Genomic DNA, 15,196 nt, shown 5'->3' with positions numbered 1-15,196 from the left:
CGCTAGATAGTAAATGCTACGACGAAAAAAAGCGCGAGCAAAAATGTGCTTTGAAGAGCGAGCGCGAAAATGCGCAAAAAATCGAGCAACCACGCGAGCAGAAAAATAACCTACCGCGCGAAGCGGTGCTTTTAAATTTTTACGAGGGGCGGATTGCTATCGTGAGCTATCCCAAACTAAAGCCGCTGCGTGAATTTCGTTTTCCCGACGAGCTCACGCTAGACGGCAAGACGCGGGAGTTTATGCTGGGAGGTATCGTGCCGATAAATGAAAAAATTTGGCTCGTGCGCGACGACGGCTACTTTCGCCACTACCTCTTTGATGCGGACAAATTTGAATTTATCGCCGAGATTGCGCTTGCAGGCTTTGAACCCAAAGCGGGCTCGCTCGGTGAGATCGCCTCATCGATCTGTGATATAGACTTCCGCGATGACAAATTGATCTTCACCCACTACGAGTTGGCGGGCGACGGCGAGCAAACGCGCGAGATAAATCACTATTTTGAGGCGGATGCCGCAGTGCTAGGGCAAATTTTTACTACAAAATGGGCTTGCCCGCTTAAAATTTAATATTATCCGCTTTATTGCATAGTTTAAAATATATATCTTTTATCTTTTCCGCTTGAAATATGTGCGGAACATCGTCCGTTGCCAACAGTAACGGCCAGCGCCCGACGACACAGCCGACAATTAAATCCGTTTTATAAAAAGCATTGTTCTTTAACCAATCCTCGTCAAGTATCTTTATCGGTAAAACACACGAAACTTCCCTATATTACCCACACTCGGTACATAATTGGCGGCGTACCAAGTTAGGGTTATTGCCGTAATCGTATCTTACCTCGATATGACATTGCAGAAGATAAAAATTCTTTGAACGCGGAAGTTTGATAAATGATAATCCGCTTAAACTGTATTTATTGTATATATCGACAAATCTTTGCGACACGACAGTCTCTCCGTCCCAGCAAGAAGAATAATCGCATCTCTTTTTTTAGCACAAATGTTTCCGCAGCCGCCATTGCCGCTTCATAGCGATTGACGATCAATTTACATTTAGAGCAAAATTTCAATAACTCTTTATTGTCGCCGTAAAAATAGGCATTGTTATCAACACCGCTTACTCTATAGTATCTCACTGCGCCTTTCCTCAAAAGCATTATTAATACAAAAATTTTAATCTTCGGCGATTTTTATTTACAAAAGCTTTTTTGCCGTATCTTTATCTGCAACTCCCTGTTAAATGCTTGAATTGCGGCATTTCTCGAAAGATTAACTTTTCGCAGCTATCGATAGCAGCGTCTTTGCCATTATCAAGCCATAAAAACTTTAGGTTTTTACATGTATGAATATCTGTTATATTTTTATATTCGTCCAGCAAATCAAAAGCTCTTTCAAAGAATAAAAAGCGCTATTGTATTACCACGATTCGCCATGCCTAAATTTCTTAATGATCCTACGCGTTAAATTTACTCGCGTTCCATTTAACCGTATCGCCTAAAAGTAAGTTAAAATTTTAAAATCTCATCGCGGTATGGTGCCGGCGGAAGGCTGCTCGTGCTATCTGCCGCTTAGATACTCCTGTAACGTTTTAACTTCAAGCGCGGATTGATCCTTTATCGAGCAGATTGAGCGCGTAGCCGCGATCGCCGCCTTCATCGTCGTAAAATACGGCAGTCTAAAGCGCAGCACGCTCTGGCGGATCTTCGCGGCATCGGTGGAGCTTGATTTGCTATCGCTAGTGTTGATGACGAGCGAAATTTCGCCATTTTTGAGCTTATCCTCGATATTTGGGCGGCCCTCGCTGATTTTATAGACAAACTCGCACTCCACGCCGTTTTCGCCCAGTAGCTTGTGAGTGCCGCTCGTAGCCGCGATACTAAAGCCCGCACCCGTAAGTGCGCGTGCAAGCTCCACAGCTCGCAGCTTGTCGTGATCTGCGAGCGACAAAAATACCTTGCCGCCGCTTGGAAGCGCGTTGTTCGCGCCGATTTGCGATTTAGCAAAGCTTTTGGCGAAGCTCTCGCCGATACCCATCACCTCGCCGGTGCTTTTCATCTCAGGCCCCAGGATCAGATCCGCGCCCGCAAGCTTGTTGAAAGGAAAGACGCTCTCTTTGACGCAGATATGATTTTTAATACGCGGCTTTAAAATTCCCTTCTCTTCGATCAGCACGCCGAACTCGTCGTAAAATTTCAAAGCCTCGCGCAGACCCCCTTGCCACATTACGCGGGTAGCGACCTTAGCCATCGGAATTCCGCTCGCCTTGCTCACAAACGGCACGGTGCGGCTCGCGCGCGGATTTACCTCGATGATGTAAAGCTCGTTTTCAAAAATCGCGAATTGAATATTCATAAGCCCCACGACGCCGAGATTTAGCGCGATCTCTTTAGTTTGGCGGCTTACCAGATCGATAATCTCCGCGCTTAGGCTAAGCGGCGGCAGGATGCTCGCGCTATCGCCGCTGTGGATGCCCGCCTCTTCGATATGCTCCATTATCGCGCCGATATATACGTCGCGCCCGTCGCAGATCGCATCGACGTCAAGCTCGGTCGCGTCAAGTAAAAATTTATCTATCAGCACGGGAGAGTGGTGGCTCACGCTCATGGCTTCGCTCATATACTGCCTAAGCTCGGCTTCGCTATGCACGCGCCGCATCGCGCGACCGCCTAGCACGTAGCTAGGGCGCACGAGTACGGGATATCCGATCGCTGCGGCCTTTTCGATTGCTTCGGCTTCGCTTATGGCGGTATCGTTTTTCGGCTGCTTAACGCCGATGCTTGCGATAAACTCGCTAAATTTTTTGCGATCCTCCGCTACGTCTATCGTGCGCGCGCTCGTGCCGATGATCTTGGCCCCCACGGTACTTAAGCGCTTGGCGAGCTTTAACGGCGTTTGACCTCCGAAATGCACGATCACGCCGTCGGGGTTCTCGGCCTCGATGACCGCTCTAACGTGCTCAAAATCGATCGGCTCGAAGTATAAAATATCGCTCGTGTCGTAGTCCGTGCTGACGGTTTCTGGGTTGCAGTTATACATTATCGTAGCAATCCCCATATTGCGCAGAGCGTAGCTAGCGTGCACGCAGCAGTAGTCAAACTCGATGCCCTGCCCGATGCGGTTCGGACCGCCGCCGATGATGAGGACCTTTTTATTATCTTTTGAAATTTTACGGCTTGCGATGGCGGGCGTTATGTTGGTACTGGAGTACAGATACGGAGTAAGCGCCGCAAACTCGCCCGCACAGGTATCTACTTCGTTGTATTCAAGACCTATGCCCTGTCTGGCGCAGGCAAAATGGATGTCGTTTTGCGTAAGACCCAGATTGTCCTTTTTGTTGATCAAATTTGCGATCATCTTATCGCTAAAGCCCCAGCTCTTGGCCTGTCTTAGAAGCGCCGCGTCGTTGATGATCTCCATATCGATGCGCTCTTCAAATTTTACGATCTGCTCGATCTGGCTCAAAAACCAGCGATCGATCTTGCTAAGCTCGTAAATTTGATCCACGCTCATACCCGCTCTAAAGCCCTGAGCGATATATAAAATTCTATCTTGCTGCGCGTTGCGAAGCCCGAAGATGAGATCCTTTTCGCTTAAATTTAGCTCCACGAAGCCGAAGTAGCCCTTCTCCAGCGAGCACAGCGCCTTTTGAATGCTCTCTTTAAAGCTGCGCCCGATCGCCATCACCTCGCCGATACTCTTCATCGCAGTACCTAGATACGGGTTTGCGCCGGGGAATTTTTCAAACGCAAAGCGCGGAATTTTAGTCACGATATAATCGATCACCGGCTCAAAGCTCGCGGGCGTGCCGGTGATGTCGTTTTTGATCTCATCCAGGCTAAAGCCTACCGCCAGCATCGTAGCGACCTTGGCGATCGGATAGCCCGTGGCTTTGGACGCAAGCGCCGAACTGCGGCTTACGCGCGGGTTCATCTCGATGACGATCATCCGCCCCGTTTGCGGATTTACCGCAAACTGCACGTTACTGCCGCCCGTATCCACGCCGATCTCGCGTAAAATTTTAAAACTCGCGTCGCGCATCCTTTGATACTCTTTATCGGTAAGCGTCAGGGCGGGCGCAACCGTGATGCTATCGCCCGTATGCACCCCCATCGGGTCGAAATTTTCGATCGAGCAGACGATGATGCAGTTGTCCTTATGATCGCGGATCACCTCCATTTCGAACTCTTTCCATCCAAGCAGGCTCTCTTCGATCAAAATTTCATTTATCGGGCTCACGTCTAGCCCATTTTGCGCGACCTCTTTAAACTCGTCGATATTGTACGCTACGCCGCTACCAGCTCCGCCCAGGGTGTAGCTAGCGCGGATAATGAGCGGAAAGCCGATCTCATTTGCAGCAGCCATCGCCTCTTCGATATTGTAGGCGTATTTGGATTTGGGCAGATCCATTCCGATCTTAATCATCGCCTCTTTAAATTTCACCCTATCCTCGCCCTTTTTTATCGCTTCAGGCTTGGCGCCTAGAAATTTTATCCCCGCTAGCTCGCCGCTTTCGTAAGCCTGCATCGCGACGTTTAGCGCGACCTGTCCGCCCATCGTAGGCAGGATCGCATCGACGCCCTCGCGCTTTATGATACGCAAAATGCTCTCTTTGGTGATCGGCTCGATATAGGTAGCGTCGGCAAAATCGGGATCGGTCATAATAGTAGCGGGGTTAGAGTTTATTAGCACTACGCGGTATCCGAGGCTCTTTAGCGTCTTGGCAGCCTGCGTGCCGCTGTAATCGAACTCGCACGCCTGACCGATTACGATCGGACCGCTGCCGATCAGTAAAATCGTCTTAATATCATCTCTTTTGGGCATCAATTTTCCTTTGTAACGACATACAAAAACGCCGGCATCTCGGAGCCCACATAGGGCTCTACGACGACGCTTTTGTATAGCTTCCCATTTTGAATTTCTTTAACCTTCCCTACCGGCACGCCGGCAAAAAAAATCCCGTCCTTGCCGCTTGTAAGTACCTCATCACCTACCTTAGGATCGAGCCATTGCGGGATGTATCTAACTACGAGCTCGTTATTTTCGCCGCCTGCGACGCCAGGAATTTGAGCATCTCCTATGAAAACGGAGAAGTTGCTCTTTTCGTCGCGCTGTAAGATCGCAAGCGGGCGCCCGTCTTTATTTACTAAAATTCCTGCGGTCTTGCCCTCGCTGATGAGGCCGTAAATTTTGTTTGGGTTAAAATTTTCAAAATTTACAAAGAATTTGTTGTAGTCGTTTAGATTCGCGTAGCTCAACGCCTTTACGAGCTGGACTTTGGGCTCATAAATGGAGCTATTTTTATCGATCAAAATTTTATTGAGCTCGCCCGCGAACGTACTAAGCAGCATCGCCGATTTTTTTAGCTCGGCATTTTCTTCTCGTAGAGCTTTGATCGTCTCTGCCTGGTTAAAATGCTCGTTCACAGCGCTTTTTACCCGATCGCTCACGCCGTAATAAACCTCTAAAATTCCTCCTGCAAATCCGATAAATTTGCCGTGGATATACGAGCCGAACGTTAGCGAAACGGCTACCAGCAAAACCGCGACGAGGAGGAGTTTGAGATTAGTCATTTGCCGCTTGTTTTAGCGATTTGATCTCTTCTAGGGCTTTTCCCGTGCCGTTTGCGACGCACAGCAGCGGCTCATCCGCGACAAAAACCGGAAGTTTTACGGTGTCGCTTAGATACTTATCCAATCCGCGAATGAGCGCGCCGCCGCCCGTTAGCACGACGCCGTTTTCGACGATGTCGGCGGCGACTTCTGGCTGAATGCTCTCAAGGACAAATTTCAGCGCGTCTGCAATCTCTCTGATCGAGTCTTTGATCGCCTCTCTAACGTCCTCGCTCGTAAGATCGACCGAGCTTAAAAGCCCGCTGATCTGGTCTTTTCCTTTGACCGTGTATGTAAGATCTTTTTGCTGTTGCACCGCCGTGCCGATCTTGATCTTAATCTCCTCAGCCGCGCGCTCCGAGATAAGCAGACTATATTTTTCTTTGACGTAATTAACGATGCTCGCGTCGATCTTATCGCCCGCGACGCGGACGGATTTGGCGCTGATGATACCGCCTAAAGAGATGACGCCGATCTCGGTGGTACCGCCGCCGATATCTACGACCAGTGAGCCGCGCGCTTCATTTACCGGAAGCCCCGCACCGATCGCCGCAGCCATCGGCTCTTCGATTAGATAAACTTCGCGCGCACCCGCTATCATCGCGCTTTCGCGCACGGCTTTGCGCTCGACCTGAGTTAGCCCGTAAGGAACCGAGATGATGATGCGCGGACTTACGAAAAAGCGGCGCTTGTGGGTCTTTTCGATAAAATACCTAATCATCTTCTCCGTCATATCAAAATCCGCGATAACGCCGTCCTTCATCGGGCGCACCGCCTCGATATCGCCAGGAGTGCGTCCTAGCATCTCTTTAGCCTCGGCGCCCACGGCGATGATCCTTTGCTTGCCGTAGCGCTCGTTTTGCACCGCGACGACGCTCGGCTCGTTGATGATGATGCCTTTATCTTTTAGCAGCACAAGCGTGTTTGCCGTGCCTAGATCAATACCCATATCCCTAGAAAATAATCCTAGAATCGAATCAAGTAACATTTATCCCCTTTATGCAGTTAAATTTTGTTTTACAAGTATCGGCTTGGAGACGCCGTCTACGACCTCTTTCGAGATGATGACATCATAGCCTTTAAGCTCAGGCAGATCAAACATAATATCGATCATGATCTCCTCGATTATGCTGCGAAGTCCGCGCGCACCGGTTTTGCGCTTGATCGCAAGGCTCGCGACCTCCCTTAGCGCGTCGTCGTCAAATTTTAAATTTGCGCCGTCTATCGCAAAGAGCTTTTGATATTGCTTTAAGATCGCGTTTTTCGGCTCGGTTAAAATTCTAACCATCGCCTTTTCGTCAATCTCATTTAGCGTAGCCACTACGTGCAATCGCCCGATGAGCTCGGGGATTATGCCGTAATGCACCAGATCGTCGGCCTCGACCATGTTTAGCAAATTCAGGCTCTCTTTTTTGCTGCGCTTGGTTTGGTTAAACCCTAACACGTTCTGCCCGATGCGGCGGTTGATGATCTCGTTTAGCCCGTCGAACGCGCCGCCGCAGACGAATAGGATATTAGTAGTATCGATCTGGATGAAGTCCTGATTTGGATGCTTGCGACCGCCCTTTGGAGGGATATTTACGACGCTTCCTTCGATGATCTTAAGCAGCGCTTGCTGCACACCTTCGCCGCTTACGTCGCGCGTGATGCTGCGATTTTCGCTCATTCGCGCGATCTTATCGATCTCGTCTACGAATACGATACCGCGCTGCGCCTTCTCTACGTCGCCGTCCGCAGCCTGCAAAAGGCGGGTGAGGATGTTTTCTACGTCCTCGCCGACGTAGCCCGCTTCCGTTAGGCTCGTAGCGTCGCTAATGGCGATCGGCACGTCCAAAAATTTCGCCAAGGTCTGCGCCATAAGCGTCTTACCGCTGCCGGTAGGCCCGATAAGCAAGATATTTGATTTTGAAATTTCGGTATCGTCGCCCTTCGCGTCGGTCTGCCTGAAAATTCTTTTATAGTGGTTGTAAACGCCGACGCTAAAAATTTTCTTAGCGCGCTCCTGGCCGATGACGTAGCGGTTGAGAACCTCCATCAGCGCCTTTGGCTTGATAGCCTCGAAATCGATCTCTTTATTTTGATTTTGTACCGCCTCATTTTGGCCCTCGCTGCCGTGTATAGCGGCATATGCCATATCGATACAATAGCTGCAGATAGCCGCCGTACCGTCGTCGTTAGGATATATACGACGCCCGTCCGCGCCCGTCTCACCGCAAAAACTGCACTTATTTGCCATTAAATTTTACCTTTATCTAGCGGAATTCCGCGTTTTGTGTTGATTATAAACTCGCACATCTTGCGCACGTTTTGATCGCTCGTTTCGTTTAATAAAATTTGCGCCTGCTCCTTTAAGCCCCCACCCTGGTTGAATAAAAATTTATACGCCCGATTTATCGTCTCGACCGTCTCTTTATCGAAGCGGCGGCGGATGCCCGTTAAATTTAGCCCGCGGATATAGGCGCGATTTCCCTCGGCTAGGCAAAACGGCACCACGTCCTGACTAAGCGCGCTAGCCCCTGCGATCATGCAGCTCTCGCCGATTTGGACGAACTGATGCACGGGGGTAAGTCCACCGATAACGGCATAATCGCCCATTACGACGTGGCCTGCGAGCGTGGCGTTATTGGCTAGGATTATGTTGCTGCCCAGCACGCAATCGTGAGCGATGTGGCAATACGCCATCATAAAGAGATTATCGCCGATGCGCGTAAATCCGTCGCCCTTATGCGAGCCCGAGCTGATCGTGCAAAACTCGTGAATCGTAGCGTTTTTGCCGATGATTAGCCCCGTGCGCTCGCCATCTTCAAAGCTCATATCCTGCGGAATTTCACCCACGATAGCGTATGAAAAAATTTTAGAGTTCTCGCCGATTTGAGTATCTCCGATGATGCGCGCGCCCTGCTTGATCGTGCAGCCGTCGCCAATTTTGGCCTGCGAGCTTACGAAAGCATACGGCTCGATCGTTACTTCGGCTCCGATCTGGGCGCCATCCTCGATGATCGCCGTGTGGTGAACTTTAGCCATCATTTATCCATTATCATCGCTTGAAGTTCCGCCTGCGCGGCCAATGTGGCGCCGTCGTTGATGTAGGCTTCGCCCTTTAGCACCCAGATGCGTCCGCGGTGTTTGATTACGCTGATGCGATACTCAAGCTTGTCGCCTGGGCGAACCGGGTTTCTAAATTTAGCGTTGTCGATACTCATAAAATACACGACCTTGTCGCTTAGATCGACGCCGTCTTTCTCCATGCTCTTAAACGCCAGCACGCCGCCTGCCTGCGCTAAGCCCTCGATAATCATTACGCCCGGATAGATCGGGTGCCCCGGGAAGTGGCCCTGAAAGATCTGCTCGTTGTAGGTTACATTTTTATAGGCCTTGATGCTTTCGCCTATGCTGAGCTCTTCGACGCGATCTATCAGCAAAAACGGAAAACGATGAGGTAGGATGGAGAGAATTTCGTTTATGTCTATCATTATCTGCCTTTATTTAAAAATCTTGCAATCTTATCAAATTCTTACTAAAATTTCCCTAACGTCTAAAAATATGCGCGAGAGCCCGTAAATTTGAACTTTGGCGGCTCTTATCTCGTCCGTGACGATGATCGGCGAGAGCGAGCCCGCAGCGCACAGGGCGGCGCGAGTTTTATTTTGGCGCGCGAGACTCGGCGGATTTTTTAGCATCTCAGATACGCTTTTGAAATTTGATCTTGAAATTTCGTTAAATTTTGCCAGACTTAAAATTTTAATCTCCTCCTTATCGCTGCAAAAAATTTCACACTCTTGCTCCATGCTAAATTTTACGTCTTCACGCGTAAAATGCGAGCCGAATAGCACAAACGAAGGCACGATCTCGCCGTCAAATTTAATCCATGCGCGCAGCAGGCGGTAGTTTAAAAACCGATCGCGCAGCACGCTAAATTTCACTCCATTTTTTTCGAGCGAGCAAAGCTTTTTGTAAAATTTCAATTTCTCCTCTACCGAAGCGGGCAGGATTTGCCGATCGATCGGCGACATTAGCTCGTAAATTTCGGCATCGCAGGCTAAATTTCGCCTCAAATCCGCCGTCAAACTTCCGCCGAAATCCCGCTCGGTCTTTCGCTGATCATTCCGCTGTGCCGCAAGCGCATAGATGCAGCCGCAGTAGTTTTGATGATACAGCGCGTCTTTTTTCGCAAGCGCAAACTGCTCGTTCGTGCCGCCGTTTTTGCGAAAATCGGGCGCGATAAACTCCAGTCCGCAGCGCTCGCAGATGCGCTGTAGCGAGGCGCAAAGTTGAGAGTGCGATTTTTTGGGGCTCATTAGAAGCGTCGTAGTGATTTTGCGCTCGCCTAGGCTTAGCGCGAGCTCGGCCGTTTTTTGCATGCGAAAATCAAAGCAAAACTCGCAGCGCGCGCCCTTTTCGGGCTCGTTTTCAAGCCCGCGCGCACCCTGTAACCAGCCCTGAAAATCGTACTCGCCTGGGATAAATTTAATCCCCAAATTTTCGCAAACCCGCTTTGCATCGTGCATTCTAAGAACGTATTCGCCGTAAGGATGGATGTTTGGATCGTAGAAATAGCCTATTAGCGGCTCTTGCGTCAGCTTTTTTAAGCGGCGCAAAAAATAATCGCAATCGACCGAGCAGCAGATGTGAACCAGCAAATTTTAACCCTTTGCACGAAATTTTTGGATATAATTTTACGCTATCAAAATTAATGAGCGGAAAAATGAAAAATTTTTTTATAAAACACTGGCGTAAGTTTGCCTTCGGCGTAGGTGGGTTTGCGCTGTTTTACGTGCTTGCGGGCTTTTTCGGCGTGCCACTTTTCATCGAAAAGGCGCTGCCTAAAATTTTAGAAGGCAGAGCGAGCTTTAGCGTGCAGGATGCCAAATTTAACCCCTTTACCTACGAGCTAAACATCACAAAGCCGGAGCTTAGCACCTTTGAACCGCTGTTTAGCGCCGATGAGATAAATTTAAAAATCGGTTTTTCAAAGCTTTTTAAAAAGACTCTCGCGGTAGAAATTTTGCATCTCAAATCGCCTAAATTTCACGTCGAGCGCGAGCAAAACGGCACTTTCAATTTCGAGCCGCTACTTTCGGAGCAAAAGAGCGAAAACAAGGATGAAAACTCCAGCTTCAACGTCACGCTGAATAATTTTAAGATCGAGCGCGGCTCTCTGGGCTACGTCGATAACTCCCTAAAAAGGCCGTTTTCGCTCATCTCGACCGAGCTAAATTATGAGATCAACGGACTAAATTTAAAGGACGAAACGATCGGCGAGCACGATTTAAGCGCCGTTTCGCGCACATACGACGCGCTGAGCTTCGATGGAGCCATCGACCTGGCGCCTCTGCGCTTGCACGGCAAAATAGATCTTAAACGGCTGAAAATCGATCCGTTTTGGCTATCATACCTCGATCCTAGCGGTGTGCGGCTTAAGAACGGCTTTCTTTCCGCTACGCTGAATTACCGATTGAGCCTTGATGAAAATATAAAATTTGCGCTTGAAAACTCAAAGCTCGAGCTTGAGAGCTTAGAAATTTTGCAAGATCAAAGCTTAATTTCGCTTGGTTCGCTAAAAATCCCGAGCTTTAGCCTAAATACGGACGTTTCGGATGAAATTTCAGGCGCAGTAGCGATCCCGCAGGTGCTATTTTCGGACGCGAAATACGATATGAACGAAACTAAAATTTCCACGGGCTTTGAGGGGGCGCAGGTCGCGGATTTTGCGCTGGATTTTAATAAAACGGGCGCGAACTTGCGGCTAAACTCCGCCGTAAAAAGCGTAGATCTAAACCGCTCAAGCTTTGCAAACCCGCTAATTTCGGTCGTTTCAAACGACACTAAAATCACGGAAAATTTCTTAAAATTTAACGCCGAAAGTAACGATACAGCCCTTCATACGGGCTTTGGCGCCTTTAATATCGCAGATACGCAGATTACGTTAGCGCGCAGCGATAAAATTTCGGTCGCCGCAACCGAGCTGGGCGCGTTTAGCTACGACAAAGAGGGTGCGCAAAACGGCGCAAGTCTGAAGTTTGCTAAAATTTCAAACTCCAAAATCGCAAACAAAAACGGAATTTTTAGCGGATTTGAAAGCTTCGGCGTGCAGGGGGTGAAATTTAACGTCGCGGATCTCGATCTGGGCGTGGATAAAATTTTGCTAAACGAGCCGTTTTTCAACTCGGAAGTGGGCGCGGGCGGCGCCAAAAGCATAAACGATCTGGCGATTTTAAGCGCGATCTCTAAAAATCCTGCGAGCCCCAAAAAAACGGCGAGCTCTAACGCCGCAAACCAAGTGGATGCAAATTCTACGGCAAGCGGTGCAAATTTAGATTCTAAAAAGCCCTCCAAAAGCCCCGCTTTAAAATTTAAGATCGGCGAGGCCTCCATAACGGGCGCAAAGGCTAAGATCAGCGAGAGCTTTATCGTTAAAAACAACGTGCACGAGATCAAAGATTTCAGCGCCACGCTAAGCGGGCTAAGCTCAAATTTCGCCGAGCCCTTCAGTATCAAAGCAAGCCTTATCACGGGCGAAATCACCGCTAACGCGGACGGCAAGGCTAGCATCGCGCCGCTTAACGCTGGCATGAGCTTCAGCCTAAATGCGCCGAACTTGAGCGTTTTTAACAAATATATGGCGGAATTTATCGCAGGCTCCATCGCGGGCGAGCTCGCTACGCAAGGGCAGCTGAAGCTTTCAAACACATTCTCGCTCGAAGCGGGGCTATCCGGAAAAGGCTTGGCGTTAAGCTCGGGCAGGGATAAAATTTTCTCCCTTGCGTCGCTGAATGTCGCGCAAATCGCGCTAAGCCCAAGCTCTCTCACACTAAATAAGATCGCTCTTGGCTCGCCCGCGGCAAATATCTCGCTAAATAAAGATAGGCGTTTAAATTTGCTCTCGCTGATAAAGCCCGCCGCGCAGGCAAAACAGGCCGCAAAGCCTGCCGAAGCTGCGCCTAGCAGATCCGCAAAAAACGGGGCAAACTTTGCGTGGAGCGTAAAAAATATCTCGCTTAGCGGCGGAAGTTTAAATTTCACCGATGAGAGTCTAGCAACGCCCTTTAAACTGCGCATCAGCGATATGAAAGCAAGCATCAGCGAGATCAGCCCGAAGCGAGCGGCGGATATCAAGCTTAGCTCGCTCGTAAGCGGAAGCGGGCTAGCGAGCATCACGGCGCGCGCCTATCCGCTGGATTTTAAACGCAAAAGCGATATAAACGTCGTTTTAAAGGAGATCCCACTTGTGCCCGCATCGCCCTATACCGCCAAATATATCGGCAATGAAATCGCGGGCGGCAAGTTAAATTTAAAACTTGCCTACAAAATCGACGATGGCAAGCTAAACGCAAGCAATGATCTAAATTTAGACCGCTTCGAGCTCGGCAAAGAGGTGCAGAGCAAGGATGCGCTGAGCCTTCCGATCGGTCTAGCGGTATCGATCCTAAAGGACGGCGATGATCAGATTGATATTAGCCTGCCTTTAAGCGGCGCGATGAATGATCCGAAATTTAGCTACGGCGCGCTCGTTTGGGGCGCGATCAAAAAGCTGCTCTCGGACATCGTGTTAAGCCCGTTTAGATTTATGGGAAAGATCGCGGGCGTAGATACGAAAAAGCTGGAAAGTATCGATTTTGAGGCGGCGAGCAGCGAAATTTTAATTAGCGAAAACTCTAAAATAGATGATTTAGCTAAGGTCGCAAAAGCCAAGCCCGAACTCAAGATCATCCTAAACTCTGCGTATAACGAAAAACTCGATACTCACGAGTTTAAAAGGCGCTCTCTGCAAAATACCCTCACGCTGATGTCCAATAAACAAGGCCTCTCCACGGATGAAGCCATAGCGGCGCTTAAGATCAAATACGGCATCAAATCCGGCGGCGATGAGGCGATGGAGGAGCTGATAGGGGCGCAGAAATTTACCCGTTCGCGTCTTGATGAGCTAGCCCTTGCCAGGGCGGCCGCCGTGCAAGCGGCACTCGTGCAGCGCGGCGTAAGCGCCTCTCGCATAGAGATCAAAAAACCAAGCGAAGCGGAGCTTAAACAAAACAGCTTCATCCCGCTAAACCTGGGTCTTGAAAAATAGCGTAAGCAAAATTTGGCTATACTAAGCGGACTAAATTTAAAGGATGAGCGATGATAAATATAGGAATTCACGGCGGAAGCGGCAGAATGGGCACGATGATCTACGAATGCCTGAAAAATTTCGATCAGGCGCGAGCAAGCGTGATCTACACGATCGCTCCGCTTGATTATACGCCGAGCTGCGCCGTAACGAGCAGCTACGACGAGCTTTTTAGCGGCTGCGACGTCGTGATAGATTTTACGATCCGAGACGGCGCGATAAGCTTAATGAAATTTGCGCTTTCGCACCCAAAGCCGCTTTGCATCGGCACGACGGCTCTGGGCGAAGAGGGCGAGCGGCTACTGCGCGAGTGCGGCGCAAATATGCCCGTGCTGCACGCTACGAATATGAGCCTGGGCGTCGCGGTGCTAAACAAGCTCGTGGCGCTTGCTAGCAGGAGCTTGCATGATTTTGACTGCGAAATTTTAGAGATGCACCACCGCCACAAAAAAGACGCCCCGAGCGGCACGGCGATGAGCCTTGCGGAAAGCGCCGCGAGCGCGCGCGAGCTAAGCTTAAAAGACGTGCGCGTAAGCGGTCGCGACGGGCTCATCGGTGAGCGCGGCAAGGACGAAATCGCCGTGATGTCGCTGCGCGGAGGCGATATAGTCGGGCGCCACACCGTGGGATTTTACGGAGATGGCGAATTTATCGAGCTAAATCATACGGCAACTTCGCGCGCGACCTTTGCCAGAGGCGCGATAAAGGCAGCGGTATGGCTAGCATCGCAAAATAGCGGGCTTTACGATATCGACGACTGCTTAGGAATCTAGGCCTTTGCGGCTAAATTTAAGAGGAAAAGATGCCTACAAAAGATGAAATTTTAAATTTTTTGCGCGAGCTAAAGCCGGAGCTTGAAAGCTTTGGAATTTACAAAGTCGGATTATTCGGCAGCTACGCCAAAGATGGAGCGAATATCGCCTCGGATATCGATGTGGCAATCGAAAGTAGCGAGCAAACAATCGCTCGTCTTGGCGGCGGTATGCGAGCGTTTATATATTTAGACGAGCTAAGAGGACGAATCGCTAATAAATTTAAAATTTCGGTAGATCTATGCGATACTGCATCGATGAGCGATGAAAAGAAGCTAAAGCTACTAGAAGGAGCTATCTATGTATAATAAGAGGAATTTGCAAAGGCTTGAGTTGATCTGCAAAAAGATAGACGTGATACAACAAATCTGCAAAATCGGTGTTGAAAAAGCTCTTGCTGACGAACTTCGCGACCGATCCGCGATAATAATGCATCTAATCTCTTGCAACGAGCAACTGCAAAAAATTCAAGATAGCGGCGATATAGAAATTCTAAGTATATTCGCACCAAGCGATATAGCAGGATTTCGCGGGATCAGAAACGCTTCGGCGCACGATTACGAAGGATTAAATTTAGCCATCGTTCAAAGCGTAATTAGCGACTACCTGCCGAGTATAAAACAAAATATAGATAAATTTCTAAAAAATAAAATTTAAGAGGTTAGA

General features: G+C 49.3%; 12 protein-coding genes. 5 read left to right on the top strand and 7 right to left on the bottom strand.

Annotated elements, in window-relative coordinates; all coding sequences use genetic code 11:
• The coding region (locus Q0257_RS05040; protein WP_298022328.1) for a hypothetical protein at nucleotides 1-569 on the top strand (569 nt) is incomplete at its 5' end.
• Nucleotides 570-1,559: 990 nt separating this feature from the next.
• Here Q0257_RS05040 and carB read toward each other — a convergent pair.
• Genes carB through Q0257_RS05005 form a run of 7 tightly spaced genes read right to left on the bottom strand, consistent with a single transcriptional unit; the run spans nucleotide 1,560 to nucleotide 10,251 of the window.
• A complete protein-coding gene (carB, locus tag Q0257_RS05035) occupies nucleotides 1,560-4,823 on the bottom strand; it encodes a carbamoyl-phosphate synthase large subunit (RefSeq protein ID WP_298022325.1) in 3,264 nt (1,087 codons plus the stop codon).
• Entirely contained in the window at nucleotides 4,823-5,572 is a 750-nt protein-coding gene (gene mreC, locus Q0257_RS05030) for a rod shape-determining protein MreC (protein WP_298022322.1), read from the bottom strand. Before mreC ends, carB begins: the two co-directional genes overlap by 1 nt.
• Nucleotides 5,565-6,599, bottom strand: coding sequence for a rod shape-determining protein (locus tag Q0257_RS05025; protein WP_005869818.1), 1,035 nt, complete (start codon nucleotides 6,597-6,599; stop codon nucleotides 5,565-5,567). The genes mreC and Q0257_RS05025 overlap by 8 nt, the downstream gene beginning before the upstream one ends.
• 9 nt (nucleotides 6,600-6,608) lie before the next feature.
• Nucleotides 6,609-7,847, bottom strand: coding sequence for an ATP-dependent protease ATP-binding subunit ClpX (clpX, locus tag Q0257_RS05020; RefSeq protein WP_298022319.1), 1,239 nt, complete (start codon nucleotides 7,845-7,847; stop codon nucleotides 6,609-6,611).
• Nucleotides 7,847-8,635, bottom strand: coding sequence for an acyl-ACP--UDP-N-acetylglucosamine O-acyltransferase (gene lpxA, locus Q0257_RS05015; protein ID WP_298022316.1), 789 nt, complete (start codon nucleotides 8,633-8,635; stop codon nucleotides 7,847-7,849). The genes clpX and lpxA overlap by 1 nt, the downstream gene beginning before the upstream one ends.
• Nucleotides 8,635-9,084: a 3-hydroxyacyl-ACP dehydratase FabZ gene (gene fabZ / locus Q0257_RS05010; protein ID WP_295152775.1), complete on the bottom strand. Its 450-nt coding sequence runs from the start codon at nucleotides 9,082-9,084 to the stop codon at nucleotides 8,635-8,637. The genes lpxA and fabZ overlap by 1 nt, the downstream gene beginning before the upstream one ends.
• 33 nt (nucleotides 9,085-9,117) lie before the next feature.
• Nucleotides 9,118-10,251 carry an epoxyqueuosine reductase QueH gene (locus Q0257_RS05005; protein WP_298022313.1) on the bottom strand — a complete coding sequence of 378 codons (1,134 nt, stop codon included), beginning with the start codon at nucleotides 10,249-10,251 and terminating at the stop codon, nucleotides 9,118-9,120.
• A gap of 65 nt (nucleotides 10,252-10,316) precedes the next feature.
• On the opposite strand from Q0257_RS05005, the gene Q0257_RS05000 reads away from it, so the two are divergent.
• The 4 genes from Q0257_RS05000 to Q0257_RS04985 are packed head-to-tail and all read left to right on the top strand — an operon-like array spanning nucleotide 10,317 to nucleotide 15,187.
• Nucleotides 10,317-13,679 (top strand): DUF748 domain-containing protein, encoded by a 3,363-nt coding sequence (locus tag Q0257_RS05000; RefSeq protein ID WP_298022311.1) that lies wholly within the window; start codon nucleotides 10,317-10,319, stop codon nucleotides 13,677-13,679.
• 50 nt (nucleotides 13,680-13,729) lie between these two features.
• Nucleotides 13,730-14,491 carry a 4-hydroxy-tetrahydrodipicolinate reductase gene (gene dapB, locus Q0257_RS04995; protein ID WP_298022307.1) on the top strand — a complete coding sequence of 254 codons (762 nt, stop codon included), beginning with the start codon at nucleotides 13,730-13,732 and terminating at the stop codon, nucleotides 14,489-14,491.
• A 29-nt stretch (nucleotides 14,492-14,520) separates the two neighbouring features.
• The gene (locus Q0257_RS04990) at nucleotides 14,521-14,838 is read left to right on the top strand and encodes a nucleotidyltransferase domain-containing protein (RefSeq protein ID WP_298022304.1); all 318 of its coding nucleotides are present in this window, start codon (nucleotides 14,521-14,523) and stop codon (nucleotides 14,836-14,838) included.
• Nucleotides 14,831-15,187, top strand: coding sequence for a HepT-like ribonuclease domain-containing protein (locus Q0257_RS04985; protein ID WP_298022301.1), 357 nt, complete (start codon nucleotides 14,831-14,833; stop codon nucleotides 15,185-15,187). The genes Q0257_RS04990 and Q0257_RS04985 overlap by 8 nt, the downstream gene beginning before the upstream one ends.
• Nucleotides 15,188-15,196 lie beyond the last annotated feature (9 nt).

It is taken from the genome of uncultured Campylobacter sp., from assembly GCF_938018035.1.
Classification (GTDB): Bacteria; Campylobacterota; Campylobacteria; order Campylobacterales; family Campylobacteraceae; genus Campylobacter_B.
The sequence above is the reverse complement of the archived record's forward strand: the minus strand, read 5'-3'. Positions and strand labels throughout refer to the sequence as shown.

Coding starts and splice junctions, on each gene's coding strand:
- carB (WP_298022325.1), bottom strand. CDS start 4,823: ATGCCCAAAAGAGATGATATTAAGACGATTTTACTGATCGGCAGCGGT.
- mreC (WP_298022322.1), bottom strand. CDS start 5,572: ATGACTAATCTCAAACTCCTCCTCGTCGCGGTTTTGCTGGTAGCCGTT.
- Q0257_RS05025 (WP_005869818.1), bottom strand. CDS start 6,599: ATGTTACTTGATTCGATTCTAGGATTATTTTCTAGGGATATGGGTATT.
- clpX (WP_298022319.1), bottom strand. CDS start 7,847: ATGGCAAATAAGTGCAGTTTTTGCGGTGAGACGGGCGCGGACGGGCGT.
- lpxA (WP_298022316.1), bottom strand. CDS start 8,635: ATGGCTAAAGTTCACCACACGGCGATCATCGAGGATGGCGCCCAGATC.
- fabZ (WP_295152775.1), bottom strand. CDS start 9,084: ATGATAGACATAAACGAAATTCTCTCCATCCTACCTCATCGTTTTCCG.
- Q0257_RS05000 (WP_298022311.1), top strand. CDS start 10,317: ATGAAAAATTTTTTTATAAAACACTGGCGTAAGTTTGCCTTCGGCGTA.
- dapB (WP_298022307.1), top strand. CDS start 13,730: ATGATAAATATAGGAATTCACGGCGGAAGCGGCAGAATGGGCACGATG.
- Q0257_RS04990 (WP_298022304.1), top strand. CDS start 14,521: ATGCCTACAAAAGATGAAATTTTAAATTTTTTGCGCGAGCTAAAGCCG.
- Q0257_RS04985 (WP_298022301.1), top strand. CDS start 14,831: ATGTATAATAAGAGGAATTTGCAAAGGCTTGAGTTGATCTGCAAAAAG.